General features: G+C 73.4%; 23 protein-coding genes. 8 read left to right on the top strand and 15 right to left on the bottom strand.

Going from position 1 to position 26,240, the window contains the following annotated elements; genetic code table 11:
* The first annotated feature begins 3 nt into the window (after nt 1-3).
* Nucleotides 4-1,224: a PP2C family protein-serine/threonine phosphatase gene (locus ACFYX4_RS03385; protein WP_389325018.1), complete on the top strand. Its 1,221-nt coding sequence runs from the start codon at nt 4-6 to the stop codon at nt 1,222-1,224.
* Nucleotides 1,225-1,233: 9 nt separating this feature from the next.
* Here the strand turns inward: ACFYX4_RS03385 and ACFYX4_RS03380 are convergent, their stop codons facing one another.
* Both ACFYX4_RS03380 and ACFYX4_RS03375 read right to left on the bottom strand, forming a co-directional pair.
* Nucleotides 1,234-1,740, bottom strand: a complete 507-nt coding sequence (locus tag ACFYX4_RS03380) for a MarR family winged helix-turn-helix transcriptional regulator (protein WP_389325015.1) — start codon at nt 1,738-1,740, stop codon at nt 1,234-1,236.
* Between the two features lie 379 nt (nt 1,741-2,119).
* The gene (locus tag ACFYX4_RS03375) at nt 2,120-2,677 is read right to left on the bottom strand and encodes a type IV secretory system conjugative DNA transfer family protein (protein WP_389325012.1); all 558 of its coding nucleotides are present in this window, start codon (nt 2,675-2,677) and stop codon (nt 2,120-2,122) included.
* A gap of 167 nt (nt 2,678-2,844) precedes the next feature.
* On the opposite strand from ACFYX4_RS03375, the gene ACFYX4_RS03370 reads away from it, so the two are divergent.
* A complete protein-coding gene (locus tag ACFYX4_RS03370) occupies nt 2,845-3,408 on the top strand; it encodes a hypothetical protein (RefSeq protein WP_389325009.1) in 564 nt (187 codons plus the stop codon).
* 308 nt (nt 3,409-3,716) lie between these two features.
* Here the strand turns inward: ACFYX4_RS03370 and ACFYX4_RS03365 are convergent, their stop codons facing one another.
* The 4 genes from ACFYX4_RS03365 to ACFYX4_RS03350 all read right to left on the bottom strand — a co-directional run bounded on the left by ACFYX4_RS03365 (nt 3,717) and on the right by ACFYX4_RS03350 (nt 6,688).
* On the bottom strand, nt 3,717-4,508 hold the full coding sequence (locus tag ACFYX4_RS03365) for a calcium-binding protein (protein ID WP_389325006.1): 792 nt from the start codon (nt 4,506-4,508) through the stop codon (nt 3,717-3,719).
* 260 nt (nt 4,509-4,768) lie between these two features.
* Entirely contained in the window at nt 4,769-5,191 is a 423-nt protein-coding gene (locus tag ACFYX4_RS03360; protein WP_389325003.1) for an SRPBCC family protein, read from the bottom strand.
* A gap of 102 nt (nt 5,192-5,293) precedes the next feature.
* Complete coding sequence (locus ACFYX4_RS03355) at nt 5,294-6,196, bottom strand: hypothetical protein (RefSeq protein WP_389325000.1); 903 nt, start codon at nt 6,194-6,196, stop codon at nt 5,294-5,296.
* Between the two features lie 9 nt (nt 6,197-6,205).
* Complete coding sequence (locus ACFYX4_RS03350) at nt 6,206-6,688, bottom strand: SigE family RNA polymerase sigma factor (RefSeq protein WP_389324997.1); 483 nt, start codon at nt 6,686-6,688, stop codon at nt 6,206-6,208.
* Between the two features lie 284 nt (nt 6,689-6,972).
* Between ACFYX4_RS03350 and ACFYX4_RS03345 the strand changes: the two genes are divergently transcribed.
* Complete coding sequence (locus ACFYX4_RS03345; RefSeq protein ID WP_389324994.1) at nt 6,973-7,335, top strand: hypothetical protein; 363 nt, start codon at nt 6,973-6,975, stop codon at nt 7,333-7,335.
* Between the two features lie 741 nt (nt 7,336-8,076).
* On the opposite strand, the gene ACFYX4_RS03340 is transcribed toward ACFYX4_RS03345, so the two are convergent.
* From ACFYX4_RS03340 to ACFYX4_RS03330, 3 genes are all read right to left on the bottom strand, one after another.
* The gene (locus tag ACFYX4_RS03340; RefSeq protein WP_389324991.1) at nt 8,077-9,042 is read right to left on the bottom strand and encodes a YihY/virulence factor BrkB family protein; all 966 of its coding nucleotides are present in this window, start codon (nt 9,040-9,042) and stop codon (nt 8,077-8,079) included.
* Between the two features lie 23 nt (nt 9,043-9,065).
* A complete protein-coding gene (locus ACFYX4_RS03335; RefSeq protein ID WP_389324988.1) occupies nt 9,066-9,308 on the bottom strand; it encodes a DUF6411 family protein in 243 nt (80 codons plus the stop codon).
* Nucleotides 9,309-9,378: 70 nt separating this feature from the next.
* Nucleotides 9,379-9,663, bottom strand: a complete 285-nt coding sequence (locus ACFYX4_RS03330; RefSeq protein WP_389324985.1) for a DUF4190 domain-containing protein — start codon at nt 9,661-9,663, stop codon at nt 9,379-9,381.
* 278 nt (nt 9,664-9,941) lie between these two features.
* Here ACFYX4_RS03330 and ACFYX4_RS03325 point away from each other — a divergent pair, with 278 nt between their 5' ends.
* The 3 genes from ACFYX4_RS03325 (at nt 9,942) to ACFYX4_RS03315 (ending at nt 13,619) form a co-directional block, all read left to right on the top strand.
* Nucleotides 9,942-10,658 (top strand): hypothetical protein, encoded by a 717-nt coding sequence (locus ACFYX4_RS03325; RefSeq protein WP_389324982.1) that lies wholly within the window; start codon nt 9,942-9,944, stop codon nt 10,656-10,658.
* Between the two features lie 125 nt (nt 10,659-10,783).
* The gene (locus ACFYX4_RS03320) at nt 10,784-12,880 is read left to right on the top strand and encodes an ATP-binding protein (RefSeq protein WP_389324979.1); all 2,097 of its coding nucleotides are present in this window, start codon (nt 10,784-10,786) and stop codon (nt 12,878-12,880) included.
* Nucleotides 12,870-13,619, top strand: a complete 750-nt coding sequence (locus tag ACFYX4_RS03315; protein ID WP_389324976.1) for a response regulator — start codon at nt 12,870-12,872, stop codon at nt 13,617-13,619. The genes ACFYX4_RS03320 and ACFYX4_RS03315 overlap by 11 nt, the downstream gene beginning before the upstream one ends.
* Before the next feature lie 44 nt (nt 13,620-13,663).
* Here the strand turns inward: ACFYX4_RS03315 and ACFYX4_RS03310 are convergent, their stop codons facing one another.
* Nucleotides 13,664-14,809 carry a glycoside hydrolase family 5 protein gene (locus ACFYX4_RS03310; protein WP_389324971.1) on the bottom strand — a complete coding sequence of 382 codons (1,146 nt, stop codon included), beginning with the start codon at nt 14,807-14,809 and terminating at the stop codon, nt 13,664-13,666.
* Nucleotides 14,810-15,127: 318 nt separating this feature from the next.
* On the opposite strand from ACFYX4_RS03310, the gene ACFYX4_RS03305 reads away from it, so the two are divergent.
* Complete coding sequence (locus ACFYX4_RS03305; RefSeq protein ID WP_389324968.1) at nt 15,128-15,757, top strand: TetR/AcrR family transcriptional regulator; 630 nt, start codon at nt 15,128-15,130, stop codon at nt 15,755-15,757.
* A 50-nt stretch (nt 15,758-15,807) separates the two neighbouring features.
* Here the strand turns inward: ACFYX4_RS03305 and ACFYX4_RS03300 are convergent, their stop codons facing one another.
* On the bottom strand, nt 15,808-17,112 hold the full coding sequence (locus tag ACFYX4_RS03300) for a helix-turn-helix domain-containing protein (protein ID WP_389324965.1): 1,305 nt from the start codon (nt 17,110-17,112) through the stop codon (nt 15,808-15,810).
* A gap of 106 nt (nt 17,113-17,218) precedes the next feature.
* The gene (locus ACFYX4_RS03295; protein WP_389324962.1) at nt 17,219-18,010 is read right to left on the bottom strand and encodes a DUF2993 domain-containing protein; all 792 of its coding nucleotides are present in this window, start codon (nt 18,008-18,010) and stop codon (nt 17,219-17,221) included.
* Between the two features lie 199 nt (nt 18,011-18,209).
* Here ACFYX4_RS03295 and ACFYX4_RS03290 point away from each other — a divergent pair, with 199 nt between their 5' ends.
* Nucleotides 18,210-19,943: an MFS transporter gene (locus tag ACFYX4_RS03290; RefSeq protein ID WP_389324959.1), complete on the top strand. Its 1,734-nt coding sequence runs from the start codon at nt 18,210-18,212 to the stop codon at nt 19,941-19,943.
* A 101-nt stretch (nt 19,944-20,044) separates the two neighbouring features.
* Here ACFYX4_RS03290 and ACFYX4_RS03285 read toward each other — a convergent pair whose 3' ends face one another.
* From ACFYX4_RS03285 to ACFYX4_RS03275, 3 genes are all read right to left on the bottom strand, one after another.
* On the bottom strand, nt 20,045-21,109 hold the full coding sequence (locus tag ACFYX4_RS03285) for a rod shape-determining protein (protein WP_389324956.1): 1,065 nt from the start codon (nt 21,107-21,109) through the stop codon (nt 20,045-20,047).
* Nucleotides 21,110-21,324: 215 nt separating this feature from the next.
* The gene (locus tag ACFYX4_RS03280) at nt 21,325-25,062 is read right to left on the bottom strand and encodes an SAV_2336 N-terminal domain-related protein (protein ID WP_389324953.1); all 3,738 of its coding nucleotides are present in this window, start codon (nt 25,060-25,062) and stop codon (nt 21,325-21,327) included.
* Nucleotides 25,052-26,224 carry an AAA family ATPase gene (locus ACFYX4_RS03275; RefSeq protein ID WP_389324950.1) on the bottom strand — a complete coding sequence of 391 codons (1,173 nt, stop codon included), beginning with the start codon at nt 26,222-26,224 and terminating at the stop codon, nt 25,052-25,054. Before ACFYX4_RS03275 ends, ACFYX4_RS03280 begins: the two co-directional genes overlap by 11 nt.
* Between the last annotated feature and the right edge of the window lie 16 nt (nt 26,225-26,240).

The following is a 26,240-nucleotide window of genomic DNA, read 5'->3' as shown; positions in this document are numbered from 1 at the left end:
AAGGTGAACGTCGTGAACACGCCTGAGCTGCCGGTCCCGTCAGCGGAGAGTCAGCTGCGTGCCGCCCCGCCTCACGCGCTCGTCGCCACCGCGTACCGCATCCTGGCCGACCGCTTCGCGGCCCAGGAGGTGACCCTGCTCCTGGCCGACTACGCGCTGAGTGTCCTGCAACCGGTCACCCACCTTCCGCACACCGGCGACCCGGTCCCCGCCCATGACGGGCCCGCAGGTCAGGCCTTCGTCACCCAGAGCCCGGTCATCGAAGTCACCAGTCCGCTGACGACGACCGAACTGGTGCACCTACCGATCACCGTCCGCGGCGACCGGCTCGGTGTGCTGACCGTCCGCCTGCCCAGCAGCGCGATCGACCCCGACGCCGTGCTCCAGCTCGCCGAGTTCGCCACCGCCCTCGGCCACGAGGTCGCCACGGCCGGCCGCGACACCGACCTGTACCTGCAAGCACGGCGCACCCGGCGCCTCACCCTCGCCGCCGAGATGCAGTGGCAGCTCCTGCCGGGCCGCGGCTGCGCCCGCGCCGAGTACGTCATCGGCGCCCACCTGGAACCCGCCTACGCCATCGGCGGCGACAACTTCGACTGGTCGACCAGCACCGACCACCTCACTCTCACCGTCACCGACGGCATGGGCCAGGGCATCGACGCCTCCCTCCTGACCAGCCTCGCCGTCGGCGCCCTGCGCAACGCACGCCGCGCCGGCATCGGCCTCGCCGACCAGGCCTGCCTCGCCGACCAGGCACTCTTCGCCCAGTACGGCGGCAAGGCATACGCCTCCACCCTGCTGCTCAGCTTCGACCTCGACACCGGCACCGTGCACGCCGTCGACGCGGGTTCCCCCCAGCTCTACCGCCGACGGGGCGACACGCTCGAACTGATCGAGCTGGAAGCGCAACTCCCGCTCGGCATGTTCGAAGAGACCCCGTACGACGAGCAGATCTTCCAGGTCGAACCTGGCGACCGGCTCATCGCGGTCAGCACCGGAGTCCACGGCACCCGCTCCTCCGACGGAGGGCTCTTCGGGGAACGCGCACTGCGCCAGACCTTGAGCGCGACCAGCTCCATGCCCCCGCACGAAACCGCCCGCGCCGTCGTCGCCGCCCTGATCGAACACTTCGGCAGCAAGGACCTCACCGCCGACGCCGCCGTCGTCTGCCTGGACTGGAAGGGCCGCACAATCGACGCCGCGCAGGCCGCACGCTCACACTGACGCCCGCCGCTACCGGCGGCCAGTCCTGTCATCCCGCGGCAGCCCACCGTCCTGAGCAGCGAGGAACGCCTTCATGCCGCGCCTGAGCTGCGCCCGACCCTCCGCGTCCATGGACCGCAGCGCCTCGGCGAGAGCACGCGTGCGCCGCTCCGCCACGTCACCGAGCACACGCCGACCGTGCGAAGTGAGACGCAACTGCACCTCACGCCTCTTATGCGGGTGCAGCCCACGCTCAAGCAGGCCGGCCGCTTCCAAACGGTCACACAGCCGGCTTGCCGTGGGCATTCCTGTGTCCAGCCGTTCCGCCAGAGCCGTGAGGTTCAGCTCCGGTGTGGTCTCCAACGTACGCAGAGCCCGAAGCTGGTGCAGGGACAGCCGCAACGAGGAGTCCTGCGCGGCGAGCGACCACAAATCCGTGAGGATCTCCACCGCATCAGCGATCTCCGAGGCGACGGCCTCCGCGCCATCACCGGCTCCCTTCGCCTGGCCGTCGTCGGAGCTACCGAGGTCGGTCACGAACACATCACTTTCAGTAAACCCAAGGCCAGCCAGAAATCGCGCCCATTCCAACGCAGTACCCGAAGAACTGCATCACACGCAGCAGCTCAAGACACCAAAATCTTTGTCTGCGCAAGATCTCGGGCAGCCCGACGCTTCGTGCGGACGCTGATGAAGTGAGCCGTCGTGGGTGTACCCAGCCTGCACGCTTGCTCTCGCGGATCCCTAGGCTTGCTCAGCAGTGTCGCGTTGAGTCCCAGACGTGCGGTGTCCATGCAGGTGCAGTTCTCCACGGCCTTCACACGGGCTTCGCCCTTCGGCACGTCATCCGGCGGGACGAGTGCGGGTCTGCTGAGAAGACCATACCGGGGCGGGTCACCATGGCACCTTCTCCCCGCTAAGCCTCGTGGCCTGTGATTCTTCGGCTCCATCGGCTGCCTGTGGGGGCCAGGACGCGAGCTGGAAGCGCGTCGGACGGTCTTCGTGCCGTGGTGCGCTCTCGCTCGACCTGACCGCACACGTCGGACATGTCCTTGAGGAAGACCGGGTCCTTCGCTCCGCCGAAGACCACGACGTGGTCGGTGAACGAGGCCAGCTCGTTCGCGGTGTCCTCGCCGAAGCGGGCGCGGGCGGACGCCCAGCCCTGAAGGCCGTAGATCACGGTGATGCCCCGACCGCGGCCGTCGGCGACGCGTTGGCGGAGGGAGGGGATCGGGGCGATGTTCGGTGCCTCGTCCAGGGCGGCCAGGAGCGGTGGTTCGAGCCGTCCCGTGGGGGACGCGATGGCGTGGGCCTCGACGAGGTCCAGCAGGTCCTCGGTGATCGCCGTGGTCAGCGGAGCGACGCTGTTCACCTCCGAGTCCTTGCCCAGGAGGAAGACGGTGCCCTCGGCGTCGCGGAAGTCGCGGAAGTCCGTGGGCCCTGGCCGTCGCCAGGGCAGCCAGATCAGGATCATGGTCCATCCGACGAACGGCCAGATCGCCTACTTCCCCCTGAACAGGAACGGCGTCCATAACTACGGGTCGCCGCGCATCTACCGCTGGTAATAGCTTAGAAAGCAAGCAGTGCACGGCATCCCTCATGGGGTGCCGTGCACTGCTTCAGTGCAGAAAGGTTGAAGCCATGGACCACGCTGGGCGACTCGCCCCCGCCGGACTGGTCTTCCTGGGACTGATGGACCTGGAACTCCCCCTTATCCCGCCGCCGCTCGCCAACATGGCCACGGGATACAAACCGCCGTCCGGGGAATGGCCGCGTTCGGTCGTCGGCCGTGACACCCCGGATTTCGTCACCAAGGCGAACGAAGGCTGGTTCGAGCTCTCCCGCGAAGGCGGCCTCTTCGGGGACGACCGGGAATTCCTGGTCACCGCCCCGCTCCAGGAGGGCGGGAACGACCTGTGGTGGGCGTGCGTCAGGCTGGCCGATTCCTGGGACCTGGTGGGGGCCGGTTCCGCCGCCGGGCTCGGCAGCGGCTTCGGCGAACCGGAGTTCACCGCTCTGTCCCTGACCGGAGACGTCGTCGCCTTCTGCTATTCGCACAGTTCCGCGGTCGGTACCGTCCTGGCGACCGGATTCTCGGATCTCGCGGATCTTCGGAAAATGGCGGAATGGACGGCGGACTATCCGACAACGCCGAGGCAGGAGAAGGCGGCTGCGCGGAGATGGCTCGACTCCACCGGCGGCTGACCAGCGCCGGCGGCGGTGCACCGGACCCTCGACCGGTAGCCGAACACGGCCGCTTTGCGCGGACCTGGGACCCATGCAGGCACCTTGGAAGAGGACACGCCCAGCACCCTGGAAATGACAGACACCGCGTCTCCGGGGCGCATCAGCGGTCCTTCCACTGCACCGGCGACAGAACGCGCAGCCATCCCGCCTGCGCGGAGCCGACGAGATCGCGGTGATCGCGTCGGTCAGGCCGCACGAGTTTCGTCGCGTGTGAGCGCGAGAGCGGCCCCGTGCGGCCCTGCCTCATCGGCTGCGGAGACGGACCGTCACGCCTCGCAGAGGCTCTTGGCGTCGCTGATGTCGGCCGTGCAGGTGTCGGTGTTGGCGCCCCCGTCGAGGGTGTCGTTGCCGCGGATGTTGTCGACGCCGTTGAGGGTGTCGTTCCCCGCGCCGCCGATCAGGGTGTCCGCGCCGACCAGGCCGGAGTTCGACGGGACGAGGTCCCCGGTGAGGGTGTCGTTGCCCCCGCCGCCGACCAGTCGGTCGTTTCCGCCGAAACCGAGGAAGTTGTCGTTCAGCGCGCTTCCGGTGATCGTGTCGCCGAACTCGCTGCCGTAGACGATCTCCACGTCGGTGAGGACGTTGTCCCCCTCACCGCCCGCGCCGTCGTCCGCGGCGTTGTCGATGTCGACGACCACGCCCGAGCCGCTCTCGAAGTAGCTGGCGATGTCGCTGGTGCCGCCTCCGCCGCTCAGCCGGTCGGCGCCGGCGCCGCCGATGAGGAGGTCGAACGTGGCGCCACCGTTCAGGGTGTCGTTGCCCGCCCCGCCGTCGAGGGTGTTGCTGCCCGGGCTGGGACCGCCGTTGATGATGTCACTGCCTGACTCCCCCTTCAGGTTTCCCCGGACGTTGCCGGTCTTGGTGATCCGGTCGTCGAGGTTGCCGGCGTTGACCACGACCGTGGCGCTGCTGAGGCTGACCTGGCAGGCCACCGAGCCGTTGATCTGGGCCGAACAGCCGGTGCCGGCCGTCAGGGTGGCGGCTGTGTCCTGCACGACGACGAAGCTCCCCGACAGGGAGATCGTGATGTTGTTCGCGACGCCGGTCCCTGCGTTCACGACCACATCGCCCCCGACCACCGACACACCCGTGGCCGCGCTCGCCGGCCCCGCGGCCAGGGTCACCGCGGAACCCACTGTCGCGGCCACCACTATGCACCGCAGTAACGATCTTCTACCCATGGACTCCCTCTCGGCTGCGTACGCGCTCCACGCGCTCCACGCACACCGTGCCCACCCCGTCACGGTGCCGAAACGCATCCACTGCCGTGCCTGTTGCAATCACTTGGCGTTCGAGGGGGAATCCCCGAATCGCCCGGTTACGTGGTGTGCAGGGGTTCCCTGAAGGCCTTGCGGAACACCGGCCCGGCGAAGGGGATGATCGGAGACAGCAGCTTCGCCTTGAGCGAGGTGGGATGCCGTTCGAGATCGACGTCGATGCGGGTGCCCTCAGCCGTGGGAGTCAGCTGGAACTCCCAGCCGCCCGAGCCGAAGGGCTTCGAGTCGCGCGTGGTCACGGTGACGTGGTTCGCCGCCGGGTCCCATTCGTAGCGTGCGCGCTCCCACGATTTCTCGTTTCCCTCGGTGACCTCGGCCCAGGTGTCTCCGCGCTCGTGGACCTGGAAGTGCTGGGCGTCGATGGAGGGCCACTCCTCGACGCGGGCGGGGCTGAAATCGGTCAGTACCCCCATGACCTCGGACGGGCTCATCGAGGAGTTCACGTGAAAATGCAGGGATGGCATGACCTGCTCCTTCGTTCGAGAAGAGCGCTGAAGGACCATCTCTCAGGATGCACCTCAGCCCAGCGCCGCGCACCGGCTCCGCCGGCGGACCGGCTCTCCGGCTCAGCCGCCGTTCACGTTGCGCTGTTCTTCCTGCATCGGGTGCTCGTCGGCGTAGCGCACGAGGTTGAGGAGGCGGGAGTCGGCGGCGGCTGAGAGGAGTTGCTCGGTGGTGACCGGGGCGGAGGTCCGGTGTTCCGGGTCGGGGTTGACCGTGAGCTCGACCTCGCTGGAGCCGTAGGCGAAGTGGACCAGGGTGGCCGTGGTCGTCGGGGAGTCGGAGAGGATGCGGTACGCGGTCGCCTTCAAACCGCCGGGCAGTGTGGCCTGTTCGCAGGTGCCGCCGTTGAGGGTGCCGGGGGCGGGGCAGGGGTTCGGGCCGGAGTCCTCGGCGGACGGCCGTACCGAGAAGATCACGGGGAAGACCTTGCCGTCCTCGGTCTCGCCCTGGTAGCGGCGTACGGAGAGGTCCACCGGGCGGATCAGGCCGACCCCGTTCGGCAGCAGCTCGTCGAGGAGGACGGCCGCCTGCTGCTGGAAGTCCTCCTGCCGGGACCGCTCGGCGGCCGGCAGATCGGCCATGGTCGATTCCTCGTCGTCCGTGGGTTTGATGTGCACCGGCGTCCGGTACGGCGCCGGCTCCTCGTCCGGGACGAGCGACTCGCCCGGCGAGGGCGCGCCGCTCGCGGCGGGACCGACCCGTTCGCCGCCGTCGCCCCCGCCAGGCAGCGTCACCGAGGCGAACACCACGGCCCCCGCCGCGCAGACGACCCCCGCGGCGGTCGCGAACCGCCTGCGCGCCCTGCGGCGTCTGCCCTGGACCACCGCGTCCCGCACCAGGTCGCCGACCGGCGCCAGCTCGGCCACCGTGTGCTCCATCACGTCCCTGACCAGCAACGCGTCATGGCGGTCCGCCTCGGGCACGCTGTTCTCCCCGTTCTCCCAGTGCTCCATGCTGTTCTGCACGGCGGTTCCTCAGCTTCCCGTCGAGTAGAGGTGGGCCTCGCCCAGCTGGGCGCGCAGCTTGGCCAGTGAGCGTGAGCACTGGCTCTTGACCGTGGACTCGCTGCACCGCAGCAGCTGGGCGACGGATTCCACGCTCTGGTCCTCCCAGTACCGCAGCACGACCATCGCCCGCGCCCTCGGCGGCAGCCCGGCCAGCGCCGACAGCAACGTCAGCCGCAGATCGGCGTGGTCGGGCGCGGGCCGGGGATCGGGGCGGGAGTGTGCCAGCAGGTCACGCAGCCGGCGGCGCCGTTCGGCCAGGTAGGTGCGGGTCAGCACGGTCCTGGCGTAGGCGTCGAGGTGGTCGGCGGCGCTCGCCCGCCGCCAGTGCTGGAACAGCTTGGCCAGCGTCGTCTGCGTCAGATCCCGGGCCGTGTCCGCGTCCCCGCACAGCAGGTAGGCGGTCCGGTACAGCCGTCTCTGGCTCGCCCGGGCGAAGGTCTCGAAGCTCACGGGCGCCTGGGGCCCTGCGGTGCTTCGGAGCCCCGGCCGTTGTCCGGTATCTGCTCTCCTCTCCGGGCCCCGTCCTGTCGCCGGGGCCCCTGTCCTGTCACCCCTCTTCAGAGCGCTGCCGGGCACGAGAGGTTGAAAGCGGATTCGGAACGGTTTCCGGGGCGCCCCGGATGCGGTGCTTGCCGTGCCTGTGTAGTGCTGCTGCCGTGTTTGTCGTGCCTGTCATACGTGCGAGGCCTGCGGTGGCCGGGGCCGGGTAGACGGTTCGCGGATGAGGAGGTCTCGTGAATCTGGCAGGCGGATCGGGCGGCGGCAACGACGCCTGGTTGTGGGGGCTGGGCGCCATCGCGCTGTACGCGCTGATCAGCTACGGCCTGGACTACCGGGCGCGGGCCCGGCGCGGCTCCCGGCATCCGGCGCGGGAGGCGCTGCACGACCTCAAGGACCGCGAGGAGCCGCAGTCCCCGCGGCACCGCGTCGTCAGCCGCCTGCTCATGCTGGGCGGCGGCCTGCTCACCGGCCTGGTCGCCTACACGACCAGCGGCTTCCTACGGGTCGCCGCGGCCGGCCTCACCGCCGTGGTGGCGGTGACGGCGTGGGCGCTCTACGACCACTGGACGGAGACGCGGGACGGGGCGGGACGGTGAGGCCGACCGCTGGTGGTTCGGCACCGCCGGGACGCTGCCGGTGCGGTGCGGTGCGGTGCGGTGCGGTGCGGTGCGGTGCGGTGACAGCGACGTGGCCCGGTCGATGCCGGTGACTCTGCCAGGGCGATGACGACCACGCCGGCCGGACGGCGTCGACGACGACGGACGTTGGCGGGCGGTGACTGCGAGGCCTGCGCGGCGGTGATTGCGACGCCTGCGCGGCGGTGGCGGCGACGGCCACCTCCCGGTGCCGACGACCACGCCGGCCGGACGGCGACGACGACGGACGTTGGCGAGCGGGCACTGCGACGCCTGCGCGGCGGTGGCGACGACGCCCGAGGGCAGGGGACGACGACGGCCACCTGCTGGTGACGACCACCACGCCGGCCGGACGGCGACGACGACGGACGTTGGCGAGCGGGCACTGTGACGCCTGCGCGGCGGTGACGGCGACCCCGAGGGCAGGGGACGACGACGCCCACCTGCCGGTGACGCCGGTGGTGCCGGGCGCGCGGCGATCCGGTGACGCCGGTGGTGCTGCCGGGCGCGCGGCGATGACAGCCACGCCGGCGCGCACTCTCCGGCGTTCCCCCGTCCCCCAACTCACAGCCCCGCCCGCCCCACACTCACAGCCCCCAGCTCACACTCCCCGGCTCACAAGCCCCAGGCTCCAGCTCACCCCCCCAGCTCACAGCCCCCAGCTCACAGCCCCCAGCTCACACCCACCCCCCCGCTCCCCCCTCAACCCCCCGCCCCCGGATCCTCCCGCACCGCCTTCGTGATTCCTGCGCGGGCCGCCTCCAGTTGGGCGGCGAAGGCTATGCCGAGGAACAGGGCCACGCCTGTCAGGTTGGACCACAGCAGGAGGGCGACGAAGGCCGTCAGCGGTCCGTACACCGCGCCGAACGCCCCGCTCTCGGCGACGTAGAGCGCCAGCAGCCAGGTGGCCGTGACCCACAGCACCAGATGGACCGCCGAGCCGAACGCCAGCCAGGTGTAACCGGGTTGGTCCCGGCGCGGCGCCCAGCGGAAGATCACCGCCGAGCCGACCCAGGCGAGCAGTACGCCCAGCGGCACCCGCAGGGGCCCCCACCAGTCGAGGTGGGAACGGGACAGGCCGAGGGCCTCGACCACCGCCTCCCCGACGGCGTCTCCCGCGACGAGCACCAGGAACCCCAGGACCATCGGCATGCCCGCGGCCAGTGAAAGCAGCAGCGACCGGCCGTACTTGGCGAGGAACGGCCGGTCGCGCTCGATGCCGTAGATACGGTTGGCGCCCCGCTCGACCTGCCCCATCGCGGAGGCCAGGTTGAGCAGGGCGAAGGCCAGCCCCAGCCACATCGCGACCGCGCTGCCCGCCCCGGAGCCGGCGCTGCGGGAGGCGGCGGCGAGCGCCTCCTCGACCAGCTGCGAACTGTCGCCCGGGACGATCCCGCCGAGGGTGAGTTCGACGACGCGCCCCACGCTCTCGGTGTGCGCGGCGGTGGCCACGCCGACCAGGGCGATGGTGAACGGCACCATGCCCAGGACGACTTGGAAGGCCAGCGAGCGGGAGCTGCTGAAGCCGTCGGCGTAGCGGAACCGCGAGAAGGCGTCGAGGAGGAGCCGGCGGCCGCCGTAGCGGCGGAGGGCGGTGAGCGCCTCGTCGCCGGAGAGCTCCTCCCCGATCATGTCCCGCGTCTGCGGGACATGGACAACGGTTCCCATGCGGCCCCCGTACGGTCGAACGGCTAGAACGGCATGCGGCCACGCGCGCGGCGGCCGGCCGAGCCGCTGCGGCCCACGGCGCGGGAACTGCTGTGGAACGGCTTGCTGAACAGCCTGCCCAGCACGCCCGGCGCCTTGCCGCCGGCCCGCGCGCCGAGGCCGAGCGAGCGCTGCGTGCCCCGCTGGGGGTGGCGCGAGAGGCGCGGGACGAGGAAGGCCAGGACGGCCAGGACCACACAGACGCCGATGACGGCGGCGATCACCATGAGTCGGCTCCTTCGTAGGTTGGAGACGTTGCACGCACCGGTGGGTGCGCGATCGGACGTACGGCGCGGGTCAGCCGCCCACGTACCAGCCACCGCCGCCGCTGGTGGCCACGGTCAGCATCACCAGCCACAGGACGATGTCGACGATGCCGAGGACGATGCCCGCCTTCGCCATGCCGGCCCCGTTCCTGGCCCCGGCCCCCCGCAGGGAGACGGCGCCGAAGACGATGGCCAGCGGGCCGAGGACGATGTTCAGGAGGAAGAGGCCGACGATGCCGCAGCACAGGCTCGCGATCGCCATGCCATTGGTGCGCGAGCCGGAGGACGCGGTGGAAGAACTGCCATAGCTCGTCATTGCATACTCCTGGTTGACGTTGTCGCGCGGCCCGAGCCGGCCGCGCTCTCTTTGTCGTTCGCTGACCTTCCGAATGCCCCTTCGTTGCCGCACCATGTCAACGCGCTGCCGGACAAGGGCGCATTCGCCGCCCCGACGGACGGCTCCCGGCCGTCCCGCCCGGCGGAACGGGACACCGTCCCCATCCGCTCGGGACACCGGCCGCGCCATGGTTGCCCCGTTCACCGAAAGCGCCGCTTCCGCGAGCGCTGCCGCACCATCGAACTCCGGGGGCAACCATGTCCGTTCCGCTGTCCGACCCGACCGCAGCCGGCCGCCACGCCGTCCCCGAACCGCCGCGCGCCGCCGCGGGCGAGGGGCGGGGCTGGGCCTGGGCCGGCGTCGCCGCCGCGCTCGGCGGCCTCACCGTGTTCATCGCCTCCGGGCCGCTGTGGCCGTACGAGGAGGCCGACATGCGCGACAACGCGCTGATGCTGGAGCGGCTCGACGGGGGATCCGCCCAGACCTGGGTGTTCGTCACTCAACTCGCCTTCACCACGGTCGCGTTGACCACCGTGCTCTTCGGCGCCGGGCTGCGGCGGCGGCTGGAGCGGCAGTGCCCGGCGGGCAGCCTCGTGCCGACGACGGCGTACCTCGGCATGCTGCTCGTCGGCGTGATGAGCCTGGTCGGCGCGGGGATGGGCACCGAGGTGTTCCACGGGCTGCGCAACGCCGACAAGGCCGACGCGGACACCGTCATCGGCGAGCTCGCCCAACTCGGCACCTACGGCTGGCTGTGGTCGGGGCTGGTGCTCACCTCGGCGGCGCTCGTCGTCGCGGCGTTCCGGCAGGGCGCGGTGAGCCGCTGGATCGGGGTCGTCAGCGCGATCTTCGGCTTCCTGGCGCTGGTCACACAGCTGCTGCCGTTCCAGTACATGGCGTTGTTCGTGGGGGTGCCGTATCTGCTGGTGCTCGGCGCGGCGTTCGCCTTCGGCCGCCGGCCCGCGCTCGGCTGACCGGCGTACGACGTTTGCGCGGGGGTCGCGGCCACCGCTCGGCGTAGCGGCGGCGCACGGGGAACCGCGCGGCGCTGACAACCGGCCACGCCCGCTGCGAGGCTGGATCCCGTGGGGGAACGAGCGTGACGGCCGGCGGGGGCTCGGACGGCGGGGGCCGCCTGGTCCCCGCCGTCGGCGTGCTCGTGGCCGCCTGGGGACTCGCGGCGGCGGCCCTGGCGCTGATGGCCGTCGCGGACGCGCCGTGGGACGAGACCCAGTGGTACTTCGTCGTCGACACGGCCGACGCGCTGGTGTACGGGCTGGTCGCGGCCGTCGTGCTGAGCCGGCGACGGCATCCGGTGGCCTGGCTGGTGGCGCTGACCGCCGTCGGCGGGGGCGTCGCCGCGGTCACGGCCCAGCTCGTCGCGGTGTGGCAGCGGGACGCCGCTCCGGGCGCGATGCCGCCGGCCTGGTCGATCCTCCAGGGCACCGCCTGGATGCCGGGGACGCTGGCGCTCGTGCTGGTGGTGCCGTACCTGGTGTCGGGCCGTGCCGTGTCCCGGCCGGCGCGCGCCGCGATCGGCGCCGGGGTCCTCCTCGTCGTCGCGCTGCTCGCCGTCCGGCTCACCGATCCGTGGCCCTGGCCCGCGGCGGCCGCGTCGTCCGCGCCGCTGCCCGTGCGGGACGCCGACTGGGCGCGGCTGGTCGAGCCGGCGCAGCGGGCGCTGCTCGGGCTGGTCATGGCGCTGGGGCTGGGCGCCGCGGGGCACGCGGCGTGGCGGCGGTGGCGGGATCCCGCCGCGCGGGGGCTCGGCTGGCTCGCGATCGGCACGGCGCTCGTCGCGGCGACCTTCCTGCCGCTGGTGGTGTGGGCGGACGGCGGCCCGCACGCGCTGCGGCTCTTCACGCCGTTGACGCACCTCGCCTCGCAGGCGTTCTTCCCGGCGGCCGTGCTCGTCGCCGTGCTGCGCCAGCGGCTGTGGGGCATCGACCTCGTCGTCAGCCGCGCCCTGGTGTGGTGGCTGCTCACCGGGCTGCTGGTCGCCGGATACTTCCTGACGGTCGCCGTGCTCGGGCTGCTGCTGCCCGGCGAGGGGACGCTCGGACGGGTGCTGGCCACCGCCGCACCCGCCGCCGGGATCCAGCCCGCCCGCGGCTGGCTCCAGCGACGCGTGGACCGGCTCGTGCACGGGGAGCCGACGGCCGGGGCCCTCAGCCGCGCCGGCCGGCACCTGGGCAGCGCGCCCGGACCGCAGGAGGCGCTCACCGGCATGGCGGAGAGCGTCGCCGCCTCCTTCAACCTCGGCTCGGTCCGCGTCCTGGACGCCGACGGCGAACCCCTGGCCGGCGTCGGCGACCCGGCCGGCGCGCAGCCGGTGATCGTCCCGCTCGTCGTACGCCGACGCCCCGCCGGCGCGCTCGTGGTGACCGCGCGGCCCGGCGAACGACTCGACCGGCGCGCCCGCACCGCCCTCGACGAGGTCGCCCCCGTCGTGGCCACTGCCGTCCAACTCAACTCCATAACGCGCGAGTTGAGAGAGTCCCGCGGTCGGCTCGCCGCGGCCCGCGACGACGAACGCCGCGCCCTGCGCCGCGAACTGCACGACCGGTTGGGCCCCGCGCTGGCCGGCGTCGGCCTCGGCCTCGCCGCGGCCCGCAACCTCCTGACCGAGGACTCGCCCGCCGGCCCGCTGCTCACCCGGCTGCGCACGGAGGTCGACGCCCGTGTCGACGAAGTCCGCGTCCTGGCACGGGGGTTGGTCCCGCCGGTGCTGGCCGAGCTGGGGCTCGTCCCGGCCCTGCGCGAACTCGTCATGCGCTACGAGGCCGACGGCCTCCATGTCACCGTGCACGCCGACAGCGACACGGCGGGCGTGCCCCGGGAGGTCGCCGGCGCCGTCTACGCCGTCGTCGCCGAGGCCCTGCGCAACGTCTCCCGGCATGCCGGGGCCCGCACCTGCGCGGTGACCCTGACGGGCCTCGCGCCCGGGGCGGGAGCGCGGCTGACGGTGACCGTCGAGGACGACGGGCGCGGCATACCGGCGTCGGCCCGCGCCGGGGTCGGCACCCAGTCGCTGCGCGAACGCGCCGAGACCCTCGGCGGCACGGTCGCCTGGCAGCCCGGGGAGGGCGGCCGGGGCACCCGCGTGGTCCTCGACGTGCCGCTCACGCGGGACGGTGAGCACGAGGACGAGGGGGCCGAGGAGGCGGAAGAGGAGGTGGGCGGTCGTGCGCGGTGACGAGGGCGGAAGCCGGGGTGAGAGCGGCGGCGGAAGCGAGGCCGGACGCGGTGGCTTCGGCGGTGGTGACGGTGTCGCGGCAGTGCGGATCGTCGTCGTGGACGACCACCCCGTGTTCCGTATGGGCATGACCGCGCTGCTCGGATCGCTGCCCGGACTGACGGTGGCGGCCGAGGCCGAGGACCTGGAGTCGGCCGTCGCGGCGGTGCGCGAGCACGGCCCCGACGTCGTCGTCATGGACCTCCACCTCGGTGACGGCGACCGCACGCCGTCGGGCGTGCGGGCCACCCGGGAGGTCGTACGGCTGCGCCCCGGCACCGCCGTCCTGGTGGTGACCATGCTGGACGACGACGACTCCGTCTTCGCCTCGATGCGCGCCGGGGCCCGCGGCTACCTCCTCAAGGGCGCGGCGCCCGCCGAGATCGAGCGGGCGGTGCGGGCGGTGGCGAACGGCGAGGTGATCCTCGGTCCCGCCGTCGCCTCCCGCGCCGTCGCCTATCTGACCGGGCTGCGCCCGGCGGGCGCGCCGCCGGTCGCCCTGCCCGAACTGACCGCGCGGGAGCGGGAGGTGCTGGACCTGGTGGCCCGCGGCCTGGACAACCTCGCCATCTCCCGCCGGCTGTTCCTCAGCCCCAAGACGGTCCGCAATCACCTCTCCAACATCCTCGCCAAACTCCAGGCGACCACCAGGGCGGAGGCCATCGTGCGGGCCAGACAGGCGGGGCTGGGGGAGAGTTGACCGGCCGGGGCCGCTGGGGGGCACTCGGGTGACCGGGGCGGGCTCTACTTCTTCACGGGCTTGCCGCGCCCCCACGCCCAGGCGAGCCGGTCGGCGCCGGACTGGTTGGTCGTCGCCAGCCAGGGGCGGGACGGCGGACCGACCAGCTTCTGGAGGGAGTACGTGTCGTCGGTGCGCAGGCCCGGCCAGTACACGGAGCCCATCTTCAGCTCGCGGAAGGTGTCGGTGACGGCCTGGATGAAGTTGACGTAATTGTCGTCCGGCGTCGCCTTGTTGTAGTCGAGGCCGGTGGTCATCGGGGCGCCGAACTCGTCCGCGACGGTGCGGTTCGCGCAGTCGCCGATGCGCACCTTGAGGTCGGCCACCCACTGGTCGTAGGTGGCGTACTCCTTCCAGAAGCCGTAGTGGTGCAGCGACAGGTAGGTGCCCTTCAGCCGCGGGTCGGCGCAGACGGTGGTGACGTGGTCGTTGTAGCCGGCGCCGCTGACGAACACCTGGTTGCGGGGTACGGACTTGTAGGTGTCGAGCCACTTCGCGGCGATGTCGGCCCACTCGGTGTCGGTGTAGCCGTGCGGCTCGTTCATCGGCTCGAAGTAGACGCGCTTGTCGTTCTTGTAGGCCTTGACCACGGTGTTCCACATCGGCCAGTACGTCGACTCGTCGTCGATGAAGCCGTCCTTGCGCGGACCGGTGCCCTCCCAGTAGGACACGATCACCTTGAAGCCCTGGTCGGACGCCGCGTCGATGACCCCGCGGTACGACTTCCAGTACGCGCCGTTCACCGTGTACGGGTTGATGGGCAGCCGGACGGTGTTGGCCCCGAGGTTGGCGCGGAACGCGGCGATGACGCGGGTCGCCTTGGCGTAGGTCTGCCGGTAGGTGTCGGTCGTCGAGAGGCCGGAGAGCTGGAGCAGGTCGTCGGCGAAGTTGTCCCGCGGGTCCGCCCAGTTGACGCCCTTGAACTGGGTGGTGTCCTTGGCCGGTCGGGCGGACGCGGAGCCCGACGCGGATGCGGAGGCCGACGCCGACGCGGGGCTGCCGACGAGGGTGCTCCCGCTGACCGCGGCCACGGCGACCGCGACGAGGGCGGCTCTCACGCGGGGGGAGCGGCCGGGGGCCGAGGCGGTGGGGGAGGCGGCGGTGGAAGAGGCGGCGGCGGGGGTGGTGGGGGAAGCGGGGGGAGTGCGCATCAGCTTGGCCTTTCGGGAGCTGGAGCCGGTTGAGCTGTAGCCGGGGGTCCGTCATGTTTGCGTAAACATTGCGATGCGACGGCCGGATGTTTACGTAAACATCGCGGCGCCGGAATCGTGGCACTCGCCGTAGTGATCGTCAAGGTTTCCCACACGTAACATCCGTCCCGGGCGGCTGCCGGGAGGCTCTCGGGCGGTGCTCCGCCATCAGGTGCCAGAATGGGTTCCGCCGGCCCGCGCACCGGACCGGAGCCCACCCCTGCCCCCGCCTCCGCCCCCACCCCACACCGCCCGACCCCGTCCACCGAGGTTCTCCCCGTGTCGAAGTCCGTGGCCCGCGAGCCGTTGCGGAGCAACGCCAGGTCCAACCGGGCGCGCATCCTGGCCACCGCCCGGCAGGAGCTGGGACGCAACCCCGACATCACCCTGGAGGAGCTGGCCAAGGCCGCCGGGGTCGTACGGCGGACGCTGTTCGGTCACTTCCCGGGGCGGGCCGCGCTGCTGGAGGCCCTCGCGGAGGAGGCCGCCGAGACCCTGCGGGGCACGGTGGCCGCCGCGTCGAGGCCGTCGGAGCCCGCCGACCGGGCGCTGGCGCACTTCGCGTACTCGATCTGGCCGGTGGGCGACCGCTACCGCATGCTGCTGGCGCTGGCCCGCCGCGACCTGGGCGCGGAGCGCGTGGCGGAGATCCTCGCGGTCGCCCGCGACGAGGTCACCGCCGTCCTGACCCGCGGCCGGCGTGACGGCGTCTTCCCCGCCCACCTGCCGCCGCCCGTCCTGAGCGCGGGCCTGGAGGCGATGACGGTCGCCCTGCTGGAACAGGTCAACGACGGCGCCTGGCAGGACGACGGCAGCCGGGTCGCCGTCGCCACGCTGGTCGCGGCGGGGGTGCCGGAGGGGCGGGCGACGACGGTGGTCGGGGAGGTCGTCTCCGCGGCGGCGGAGTGACGGCGGGTGTCGGGGGGTGACGGGGGAGCGGCGGGGGGCGGGCGGTCCGCTCAGCTCTCGACGAGGGTCCAGCCCTGGCGTCCGTACCAGTAGTGGGGCAGGCCCTTGGTGCCGCTGGTGCGGAACGGGAGGCCGTGGTCGTCGATGCGCTCGGTGCCGGTGCGGCCCTGCGAGGACCATTCGAGCTCCAGATACCAGCGGCAGTCGCAGCCGACGGTCCGGGCGTCGACCGTCAGCACCTCGGGATCCTTCGCGGACACCCGGTAGGGCATGCGCACCGCCGGGGCGCTCGTCCCGTCCTCGACGCCCTTGACGGAGCGGGCGATCGGCCGCTTCTTGTCCAGGTCCACGGCGAACGAGCGGGGGTCCAGGTCGCCGCCGCAGCCCTGGCCCGTGGAGTAGACGGTGCCCTTCACCGGGGCGGCCCGCCCCACGACGCGGACCCGCAGCGCCTCCAGGACGACGGCCGCGTCCGTGCGCCCCTGCACGGAGATGTCCACGAGGGTCTGGCCGCCGTGCACCGCGCCCTGCGTCCGCGCCCACGGGGTGGCGTCCTGCGGGGCCGGGGGAGGCGGCACCTGCTGGGGCGCCCTGTCGATGATGTAGTCGTGATCGCAACCGGACCCCCACAGCTGGGAGTTGACGGTCCAGGTGAGGGGCGGGACGGCGGGAGAGGCCTTGGCGGAGCCGGACACCCGGTGGTCGGGGGCGGCCGAGGAGCGGCCGGACGGCAGGACGGACAGGCCGCCCGCGACGGCGATCAGCGCGGTCACGGCAGCGGCGGTGACCGCGACGCGGTGTCGGTACCAGGGTTTTCCTGACCAGGGCATACCTGAGCGGGGTCCACCTGACCAGGGCCTTCGTGACCACGGCTTTCGCGGGGCGGGGTGCGACGGGCCACCGGGGAGGCTTTCCGCAGGCGCTTCAGCCGCCACGTCGGCCCTGGCGGCCCTGTCCGCCACGTCGACCGCGTCGACCGCGTCGACCGCGTCGACCGCGTCGACCGCGTCGGCTGCGTCGGCCGCGTCGGCCGCGGGGCCCTCGTCCTCGGTCGAGAGGGTTCGGGCGGCTTCCGGTGCGGACCCGGCCGCCGTGCGGAACCGCTGCCGTGCCGCCACCGCGAGGACCCAGCGCCGGTGCAGCTCGGTGCGTTCGGCCGGGCTGGCCTGGCACAGCGCGGCGAACCGTTCCACGGGTGCGAAGCCGAGCGGCACGGCGTCGCCCGTGCAATACCGGTGCAGCGTCGAGGAGTTCATGTCCAGACGCCGCGCGAGCGCCGCGTAGCTGCGGTCCGTGCGGTCCTTCAGACGCCGCAGCAGCGCCGCGAACTCCTCCACCTCGTCCTGGGACGACACCGGTTCCCCCTGCCTCGCGTCCCAGGACGGTATCCCAGGAACTCCTCATGGGGAGAGGCCGGTTGGCCTGCGGGCGGTTCCCGCGTCGCGCCGGCGGCTTCGGGGCTCAGGCGGCGGCCCGGAGCGACGCCGGCTCTCCGGTCGGGTCGGCTTCCGTCGGATCGGCTTCCGTCGGCTCGTCCGGGCGGAACGTGACCGACTCGCCCGTGAAGCGGGCCTCGATGCCGGTCGGCGTGGTGGTGATCGTGCGCAGGGTCAGGCCGTCGGGCATGTTTCGTAGGGGGATGGGGCGTTCGAAGAGCTTGTTCAGCGCGGCCTGGGCGATCGTCGGCAGCGGGGCGCCGGAGAGCCGGAAGTCGGTGAAGGCGATCCGGTTCCCGGGCCGGGCCGAGACGGTCGCCGTCGCGGTGGCCTCGGCCGCGAACGGCAGTCGGACGACTGCGCCGACCTGCCCCGGGCGGCTGCCCCGGGAGATCTCGACGCCGAGCGCGTCGGACACGTCCGGGTAGGACAGGAACGCCGTCGCGCTCGCGGTGCGGGCCGTGGCCTCGCTGTCGTCGTCGGACTTCCGCAGGCCGTCCAGCGAGAGGGACAGCTCCGTCACCGGGAGGGGTCGGGCGGTCCCGCGGGCGGGGATGCCGTGGGCGGTGATGTCCACATGCCGCAGGGTTCCGGCGGCTGTCTGGGTCAGGACGGGGAACCCGTGCACACGGACCTCCGGCGGCCGGGGTGTGCCCATGCCCTCCTGGAAGGCCTCCGCCGTCCGTGACTCGACGCGCGCGGCCACCACGCGGTCGACCGCGAACGCGAGGAGGGCCGACGTGAGCAGGGCGGCACCGGCGAGGGCGAGGAGGCGACGGCGACTACGGGGGGCGGGGTGCTGGTCGCGGTGGCGCATGAGCGGGTGCTCCTCGGGGTGTGAGGCAGGCCTCGCTGAAGCGAGACACGGTCAGGCGGAGGTAGGCGGAGGCGGGCGGAGACCGGGGGCGGCAGGCCAAGGCCGACCGGGGCCGGGCCACCAGCGATATTTGCACATCGGTGAGCAAGAAACTAGCCTGCACATCGATGGGCAATTAACTCGTTCGCTAGGAGCCCCCATGCCCTTCCTCGCCACCACCCCCGTCGAGAAGATGACCGGCCCGTACTCCCGCCGCTGGTGGGCCCTGCTCGTGCTCTGCCTGAGCCTGTTGATCGTGGTCATGGCGAACACCTCGCTGATCGTGGCCGCGCCCGACATGACCACCGACCTGGGCCTGAGCAGCAGCGATCTGCAATGGGTCATCGACGGCTACACCGTCCCGTACGCCGCGCTGATGCTGGTGCTGGGCTCGATCGGCGACAAGTACAGCCGTCGCGGCGCGCTCGTCACGGGCCTGGTGGTCTTCGCCGGCGGGTCGGTGATGGGCAGCCTCGTCGACCGGACGGAGCTGGTCATAGCCGCCCGCGCGATCATGGGCGTCGGCGCGGCCGTGGTGATGCCGGCCACGCTGTCCCTGCTCGTGGCGATCTTCCCGAGGGGGGAGCGCGCCAAGGCCATCACCGCCTGGACCGCCACCTCCGGTCTCGCCATCGCCGTGGGGCCGCTGGTCGCCGGCCGGCTGCTGGTGGACCACGCCTGGGGCTCGACCTTCCTGATCAACGTGCCCATCGCGGTCGTCGCCGTGTTCGGCGCGCTCGCGCTGGTCCCGCCGTCCAAGGCGGCCGGCATGGGCCGGATCGACTACGTCGGCGGCCTGCTGTCGATCGTCTCCGTCGGCTCCCTCGTCTACGCGACCATCGAGGGCCCGCACTTCGGCTGGGGCGTCGGCCCGGTCACCGCCGCGGTCGTCGCGGGCGTGGGCCTCGCGGCCTTCGTGGCCTGGGAGTTGCGCCACCCGCACCCCATGCTGGACGTGCGCAGGTTCGCCCAGCGGCCCTTCAGCGGCTCGATGCTCGCGGTGCTGTTCTTCTTCTTCGGCACGTTCGGCGCGATCTACTACTCCACCCAGTTCCTCCAGTTCGTCCTGGGCTACGACGCCCTGGAGACCGGCGTGCGACTGCTGCCGCTGGCCGGCGCGGTCTTCGCGGGCGCGGCGGCCACCGGGCGGCTCACGCCGAAGCTGGGCATGAAGGCGATGGTCGTCTCCGGCATGGTCCTCGGCACCGTCGGCGTGCTGCTGCTGACGCGGATCGACACCGGCTCCACGTACGCCGACTTCCTGGCGCCCATGCTGCTGCTGGGCTTCGCGATCGGGCTGAGCGTGTCCCCGGCGACGGACACGATCATGGGCTCCTTCCCGGAGAGCGAGCTGGGCGTCGGCGGCGGCGCGAACGACACCGCGCTGGAACTCGGCGGCTCCCTCGGCATCGCCGTGCTCGGCTCGCTGCTGGGGACGGCCTACCGGGACGAGCTGACCGACCTGGTCGGCGACCGGCTGCCGGCGGCGGCGATGGGGGCGGCCGAGGACTCGGTGGGCGGCGGCCTCGCGGTCGCCCAGCGCATCGCCCAGGACCCGGCGGGCGGCCCCCAGCAGGCGCAGGCCCTCCTGGACGCCGTCCACCAGGCCTTCGCCCACGGCGTCGCCCAGACCAGCCTGATCGGCGGCCTCATCATGGCCGCCGGAACGATGATCGTCCTGGCCGTACTGCCCGGCCGGCGCGGCACGGCGGAGCACAGCCCGACGCAGGTCGCGAGCGAAAGGGCCGGTGAGGGCACCGGCGAGCCCGGGAACGGCGAGAGCCGGGACGCGGAGCACGCGGAGCACGCGGAGCACGCGGAGCACGCGGCGAACACGGCGAACACGGCGAACACGGCCGAGGCGGCTCCGGCCGGGTCGGCGCACCGGCGCTGACGGCGACGACCCGCCTCTGAAGGCGGCCAAGGCCGAGGGAACGGGACCTCGACGCCCGCCGGACATCCTCGTCCGGCGGGCGTCGTCCTGCTCGTAACCGATCAGGACGGGGCGGGCTCCCGCGGCTCGCTCGTCGCCACCGGGGCCAGGGTCAGGGGCTCGATCTTGCCCTCCAGCATCGCGCCCAGGCCCTGGGCCGCGCAGATGTCGGGGCGTTCCGCGATGTTCACCGGCATGCCGGTGGCCTGGCGGAGCATCTGGTCGAAGCCGGGGAGCAGCGCCGAGCCGCCGACCATCATGATGCCGCGGTCCACGAGGTCGGCGACCAGGTCCGGCGGGCAGACCCGCAGCACCCGGCCGATGCCGTCGAGCACCGCCGTCAGCGGCGTCTCGATCGCGTCCCGTACGGCCGCGGTGTCGACCTGGACGGAACGGGCGAGACCGGTGGCGACGTCCCTGCCGTGGATCTCCGTCCGGGCCGGGCCCTGCGCGGTGAGGCCGTTGCCGGACAGGGCGAGCTGGAGCGGCCGTACGGACTGGCTCGGCAGCATCAACTCATGCGCGTGGCGCAGGTGTTGGACGATCGCGTGGTCCACGGCCTCGCCGCCCACCGGGATCCGTTCGGCCGTCACGAGGGCACCGAGGGAGAGGACGGCGATCTGCGTGGCTGCCGCCCCGCACACCATGATCATGGTGGCTTCGGGCTGCTCCACGGGCAGTCCGCAGCCCACGGCGGCGGCGATGAGCGTGTCCACCAGCTCCACCCGGCGCGCGCCGAGGCCGACGAGCGTCTCGACGGTCGCGCGCTGGGCGAGCGGGCCGGCGTCGTGCGGGGTGCAGGCCGCGGCGCGCAGGAAGGGCCTGCGGCGCAGCTGGCGGCGGAGCTTGTCGCCGATCAGATGCCGCAGCATGCGCTGCGCCATCTCGATGTCGACGACCGTGCCGCCGGAGACCGGGCGGACGACGCGGATGTAGTGCGGAGTGCGGCCCGTCATCTTCTCGGCGAACTCGCCGACGGCGATCAGCGCGCCGGTCCGGGTGTTCACGGCGGCGGCGGACGGCTGGTCGACGACGAGCCCGGCACCCTTCACATACACCCGGGTGCGGGCGGCGCCCAGGTCGACGGCGAAGTGGCAGCGGCGCAGCTGCTCCAGACTGGCGGTCATGGCAGGTCCTCCCGAGAGCGCAGACCGTGGCGGCCGCCTGGCCGGCGGGCCTTCGTGCGAGGACCGCCGGGCGGTGGCCCTCCTTCGCATCGTGCGGGTACGGGAGGGCCCGCGCCCGCTGGAGGGGTCCGGGCGGGGAGCGGCCGAACGGGGTAAATGTGCCGCTCGCGGGCCCCGCGATCTGAGTGGGGGTCAGAAAACGGGCGGCGTGGACGCTAAAGTGCGCGCGCCGCGTCGAGCACCGGCGCGAGCGAGCGCACGGTCACCTCGCAGCCCGCGCCCCTGAGTTCCTGCTCGACGGTCGGATTGCGGGCGAGGCCCAGGAAACGCAGGCCGATCCGCTGAGCGGCGGTCAGCTCCGCCACGGTGGTTCCGATGAGGAGGCTCGTGGTCTGTGTCTGTGTCTGTGTCTGTGTCTGTGTCTGTGTCTGCGGATTCGGGTGCTGGGTGCCGTTCGTGGTGTGCAGGGCGCGCAGCAGGGAGTCCGGGTGCGGGGTGAGGAGCGTCAGGTCCGGGTCCCGGCCGTGGATCCCGAGCAGCGGCAGCCGGTACGGCTCCACGTACTGCCGTACGGCCTGCTCGCAGACGTCCGTCACCACCGCCACCCGCCGCCCCGCCCCGTGCAACGCCCGTACCAGCGCTACGGAGTTGTGGGTGGTAGGCGCGTCCGGCACGGCCTCCAGTTCCAGGATGTCCAGACGGTCCCGGAGGAGGGGGCCCAGCGGGTCGCGGGCGAAGACGCGCAGGACGTCGAGCGGGTGTGCGAGCGCGGGGTCACGGGGGCCGGTGCCCCTGACATCAGCGCCGGGGTGCTCGGGGTCGGGGTGTTCGGCGGCGAGGCTCAGCAGGTCCAGCGCGGCCCGGCGGGCGGTCGTCGCCGTGAACAGGCGGGTGAGGGGGCCGTCGAAGCCGAGCAGTACGGTCTCTGCCTGGGCGAGGAGCCCGGCGGGCGTCGCCTCGCCCCGCGCCCCGCCCTGCCGCTCCCCGCGCCCCTCTCCGTCCCGCCCCTCCGAGGGGCGCGGCGGGGTGACGGTCCGTGGCGGCGAGGGGTCGGGTGCCCACTCCGGTGCGAGCCGTACCTCGCACGTCACCGTCAGCCCCGGCACCGGCCATCTGCCCAGGCCCGAGTTGACCGCGCGCTGCGCGCCGACCGCGCGGCGCAGGGAGTGGTGACGGGTGATTCGTGACGCGGCCTCCGTCAGATGGGCCAGCAGCCGGTCCGACACGCGCGTCACCTCCGCCCGGACGAACGCCACCGGATCGGCGACCCGCCAGGACAGCTCGGCGGTGGCCGCGAAGTCGCCTTTGCTGGAGCTGGGCAGACGGAGGCGGTGGACGGCGTGCTGCGGGGTGAGGTCGACCTCGTAGTACGTCGTCACCCTGGGCGGGCGGGCGCCGTGCGGGCGGGCCGGGTCGAGGAGGGTGAGCGGGCCGCCGACCTGGGTGTGGACGACGGCGGTGCGGCCGGGCGCCGGTACGCCCAGGTGCCGCAGGTCCGGGGTGACGAAGGGCCCGCGCACGAGGTCCCGGCTCCCCTCCTCGCCGTCGGCGCGGGGCGCGGGCAGCGGGCAGTACCAGGCGAGCGGCGGCGCGTCGACGCCCTCGCCGTACAGCGGGCGGAACCGGTGCGGGCCGAAGGCGGCGGAGCTGTCGGCGAAGGACTCGTAGAGCTCGGGTGGGACGAGGACCAGGACGGGGGAGTCCCCCTGCGGGGGTACGGGGAGTAGGGGCCCGGGGGGAAGGGCTTCGGGGACCGGGGGCCCGGGGGATGCGGGCTCTTCCCCGAACGTCACCCGCAGGCGCGGCGGTTGAGGCAGTTCGGCGAGGGGGCCGGGCAGCCAGCGCAGGGCCGCCGCCAGGACGGGGAGGAGATACGCGTCGGGGGCGACGCCGACGTCGTAGCCGTCGGGGAGTACCCGTACCTCGTACTGGTGGGGGGCGAGATCGCCGCGGTCGAGGACCTGGTGGACCGCGTACTCCAGGGAGATACGGGCCTCGGGGCGAACCCCGAGATCGACGTCGGTCTCGAAGCGCAGGGTACGGCGGGTGGGCGTGGGGGCGGTGAGGGGGGCGGGGCCGCCGTCCGCGCCCAGTCGTCGTACCGTCTCCGCGCTCACCGTCGCGAACGCGGGGCCGCGGCCCGACGAACCGTCCGTCGAGTCACCCGTCGAGCCGTCCGTGGCGGCGCTTGCCGCGCCCGTCTCGGCGCGGAACTCGCCCGCCGTCAGTCCCGCCCGTTCGTCGATCAACCCCCCTACGCGGTCGAGGAGTTCACGCGCCCGGCCGCGTGCCGTGCGGGGCAACGTCCGCAGCAGCAGATCGCGTACGCCGGGGCGGAAGTCGTAGGAGCCGGGCGGGCCGGGGACGGCGGTGAGCATGCCGCTGAGGATCACCTCGGCCAGGTGCTGGGGGCGTGGATCACGCTCCACCGCGCGCTGGACCAGCCGCATCACCGGTATCGAGGGCAGGGCCAGGGCCAGATGGCCGGCGAGGCGGAAGGCCTCCGGGGAGGCGGTCGCGCGGAAACGGAGGACGAGGTCCTGCGGGGAGAGGGCAGCGGGGTCCGGGGCGGCCGGATCAGGGGTGGCCGCATCGGGGGTGGTCGGGGTGGGGGCGGTCGGCCGTGGGGGGAGCCAGGCCGCCGCGCCCGGGGTGCGACCGCCGCCGGGGGCGGCCAGCAGCGCCGCCCAGTGGGCGAGCCAGGGGACGCCCGGTTCCAGGACGGGGAGCGGGACGGCGGCGGGGTGCGGGGGCGGGGCGTCAGGGTCGTAGGGGGTGAAGGTCAGGGTGGTGGGCGGGGCCGCCGCGCCGAGGGCGGAGAGGACGCCCGGTTCGGCGGGCAGTGCCGTCGTCGCCCACAGGTGCTCCGGCAGCGGCTGGACGACGGCCAGCGGCATCCGGGCCGCCCAGCGGCGCAGGGTGCCGTACCAGCGGTCGCCCGCGGGGCCGGGGCGCCATTGCGGGCCCATGCAGTCGCTGACGATCAGGGTGACGGTCCGGCCGTCGCCGGGGGCCGGGACGTGCCGGGCGCGGCCGTCGGGGCCGGCCGGGTGCAGGGTGACCGTCCGGAAGACGCCCGACTGGGCCAGGACGGTGTGCAGTTCGCGTACGAGGGGTCGCCATACCGGCATCGTCGGGCCGGTGTCGTGCACGAGGTCGAGGCGCAGCCAGCGGTCCCGTGCCGGGCGCAGCACGGGCAACCAGACGTCGGGGTGCGCGCCGAGCCGGGCGATGCGGTCGGCGGTGGCCCGCTCGTCCAGCAGCCGCACCCGCGCCGACGGCACCGTCCGCTTCAGCGGGCGCAGGGCGCGCTGGAGGGCCAGGGGGCGGGGCAGCATCGGGGGCGCGGGGGCGAGGAGGGGGGTGCCGCCGCCGGGGCCGGGTTCGCCCAGGTGGGAGGGGGTGCGGGGGAGCGGTGCGGGGAGGTGGAGGGGGACGCGGTCTTCCGGTGGGGCGGGGGCGGGGGCGGCTGGAGGCGTCGGGGAGGGGGCGGCCGGCGTCGTGCCGTCACGGGGGTCGGGGGGAGGGCGGTGCTGGTCGTCGGCCTCGGTCGTGGGTGCGGGTGCGGGCGTTTCCGCCGTGTCTCGCCGGTCGCCCTCCAACTGCCGCGCCAGCCACAGCACTTCGGCCAGCTCGCGGGGCGTCGGCGCGGTCTCGGGCGAGGAACCGCCGGTGACCGCCGTGAGGACGGCGGCCAGCCGGGCGACGGCGGAGGCGTCCCGGTGCCGCGCCGCCTCCGCGTCGGACCGCTGTGCTGTCTCCGCGCCGGATCGGCTTACTGCCTCCGTGTCGGAGGGTGGTGCTGTCTCCGCGCCGGATCGGTTTGCCGCCTCTGCGTCGGCCCGGCGTGCCCCCTCCGCGCCGGCCCGGCCCGTTGCCTTCGCGTCGTCGGGGTGCCCCCGCTCGTCGTCGCCCTTCTCCGCCGTCCCGCCCTGCCCTGGCTCAGAAGCCATCGTCGTCCGCCGTGGTGCTCAGATAGGGCATGAGCTCGTCGGCCAGGGCGTCGCGGGAGGCCGGGTCGAGGCCGGCGACGCCGGTGAGGTAGAGCGCGTTCAGGAGCTGGTCGGTGGCCAGTTCGCCGTCGGCGGCGCGGGCCAGGAAACGGGTGATGAGGTGGTCGGCCTCGCCCGGCGGGGTCGCCAGATGGGCGCGGACGATCTCGGTGAGCTGCTCCCGGTCGGGGCGGCGCAACTTCAGCCGGACGCAGCGGCGCAGGAAGGCGGGCGGGAACTCGCGCTCGCCGTTGCTGGTCAGCACCACGAAGGGGAAGGCGCGGCAGCGGACCCGGCCGCGAGTGACGGGCACCGGCGTGTCCGTGCCGTCGGCGAGGACCTCGGCGGTGAGGCCGTCGGCCGAGTGGCGGGCGGCGCGCATCAGTTCGGGGATCTCGTACTGGCCCTCCTCCAGGACGTTCAGGAGGTCGTTGGGCAGGTCGAGGTCGCTCTTGTCGATCTCGTCGACGAGGAGGACACGGGGTCGGCCGTAGGGGAGCAGGGCGGTGCCGAGGGGGCCGAGACGCAGGTGGTCCTCGATGTCGCCGCCGCCGACCGCCCCGCCGCCGACCGCCCCGCCGCCGACCGCCCCGCTGCCGACCGCCCCGCCGCCGACCAGGCCACTGCCGATTGGGCCACCGCCGCCGCCACCGACGCCGATCCCACCGTCGCCGCCACGGACGCCGCCCCCAGTGCCCCCGTCACCCCCCGCCCGCCAAGCCGCCTGCCGCGCCGCGTACAGGCGGGACAGGGCGTCGTACTGGTAGAGGCCGTCGGACAGGGTGCTGCGGCTGGTGATGTTCCAGCGCAGGACCGGGCCGAGCCGCAGCTCGCGGGCGACCGCGTAGGCGAGGGAGGACTTGCCGGTGCCGGGCGGTCCGGTGACCAGCAGCGGGCGGCGCAGCACGAGCGCGGCGTTGACGAGCTGGACGCTCTCCGGGGTGGCGACGTAGGCGCGGGCGCGGTGCACGCGGTCGGGGGAGACGGCCGCCTCGTCGTCGGTGTCCCGGGGCGTGGGCAGGACGGGCTCACCGTCGAAGGCGCGCCAGGGCGGCGGCGCGGGCAGCCGGTCGACGCCGTCGTGCGGTTCGCTGTTCCCGGTGTAGACGGACCAGTGGGGCATGGGGGGTCTTCGGTCT

It is taken from the genome of Streptomyces sp. NPDC002328, from assembly GCF_042890065.1.
GTDB lineage: Bacteria > Actinomycetota > Actinomycetes > Streptomycetales > Streptomycetaceae > Streptomyces.
Note: the sequence above shows the minus strand (reverse complement) of the source record. Positions and strands in the feature narration are given on the sequence as shown.

Excerpts from the sequence above, each read along its gene's own strand:
- ACFYX4_RS03375 (WP_389325012.1), bottom strand. The coding sequence starts at position 2,677 with ATGATCCTGATCTGGCTGCCCTGGCGACGGCCAGGGCCCACGGACTTC.
- ACFYX4_RS03370 (WP_389325009.1), top strand. The coding sequence starts at position 2,845 with ATGGACCACGCTGGGCGACTCGCCCCCGCCGGACTGGTCTTCCTGGGA.
- ACFYX4_RS03360 (WP_389325003.1), bottom strand. The coding sequence starts at position 5,191 with ATGCCATCCCTGCATTTTCACGTGAACTCCTCGATGAGCCCGTCCGAG.
- ACFYX4_RS03340 (WP_389324991.1), bottom strand. The coding sequence starts at position 9,042 with ATGGGAACCGTTGTCCATGTCCCGCAGACGCGGGACATGATCGGGGAG.
- ACFYX4_RS03335 (WP_389324988.1), bottom strand. The coding sequence starts at position 9,308 with ATGGTGATCGCCGCCGTCATCGGCGTCTGTGTGGTCCTGGCCGTCCTG.
- ACFYX4_RS03330 (WP_389324985.1), bottom strand. The coding sequence starts at position 9,663 with ATGACGAGCTATGGCAGTTCTTCCACCGCGTCCTCCGGCTCGCGCACC.
- ACFYX4_RS03325 (WP_389324982.1), top strand. The coding sequence starts at position 9,942 with ATGTCCGTTCCGCTGTCCGACCCGACCGCAGCCGGCCGCCACGCCGTC.
- ACFYX4_RS03310 (WP_389324971.1), bottom strand. The coding sequence starts at position 14,809 with ATGCGCACTCCCCCCGCTTCCCCCACCACCCCCGCCGCCGCCTCTTCC.
- ACFYX4_RS03295 (WP_389324962.1), bottom strand. The coding sequence starts at position 18,010 with ATGCGCCACCGCGACCAGCACCCCGCCCCCCGTAGTCGCCGTCGCCTC.
- ACFYX4_RS03290 (WP_389324959.1), top strand. The coding sequence starts at position 18,210 with ATGCCCTTCCTCGCCACCACCCCCGTCGAGAAGATGACCGGCCCGTAC.
- ACFYX4_RS03285 (WP_389324956.1), bottom strand. The coding sequence starts at position 21,109 with ATGACCGCCAGTCTGGAGCAGCTGCGCCGCTGCCACTTCGCCGTCGAC.
- ACFYX4_RS03280 (WP_389324953.1), bottom strand. The coding sequence starts at position 25,062 with ATGGCTTCTGAGCCAGGGCAGGGCGGGACGGCGGAGAAGGGCGACGAC.
- ACFYX4_RS03275 (WP_389324950.1), bottom strand. The coding sequence starts at position 26,224 with ATGCCCCACTGGTCCGTCTACACCGGGAACAGCGAACCGCACGACGGC.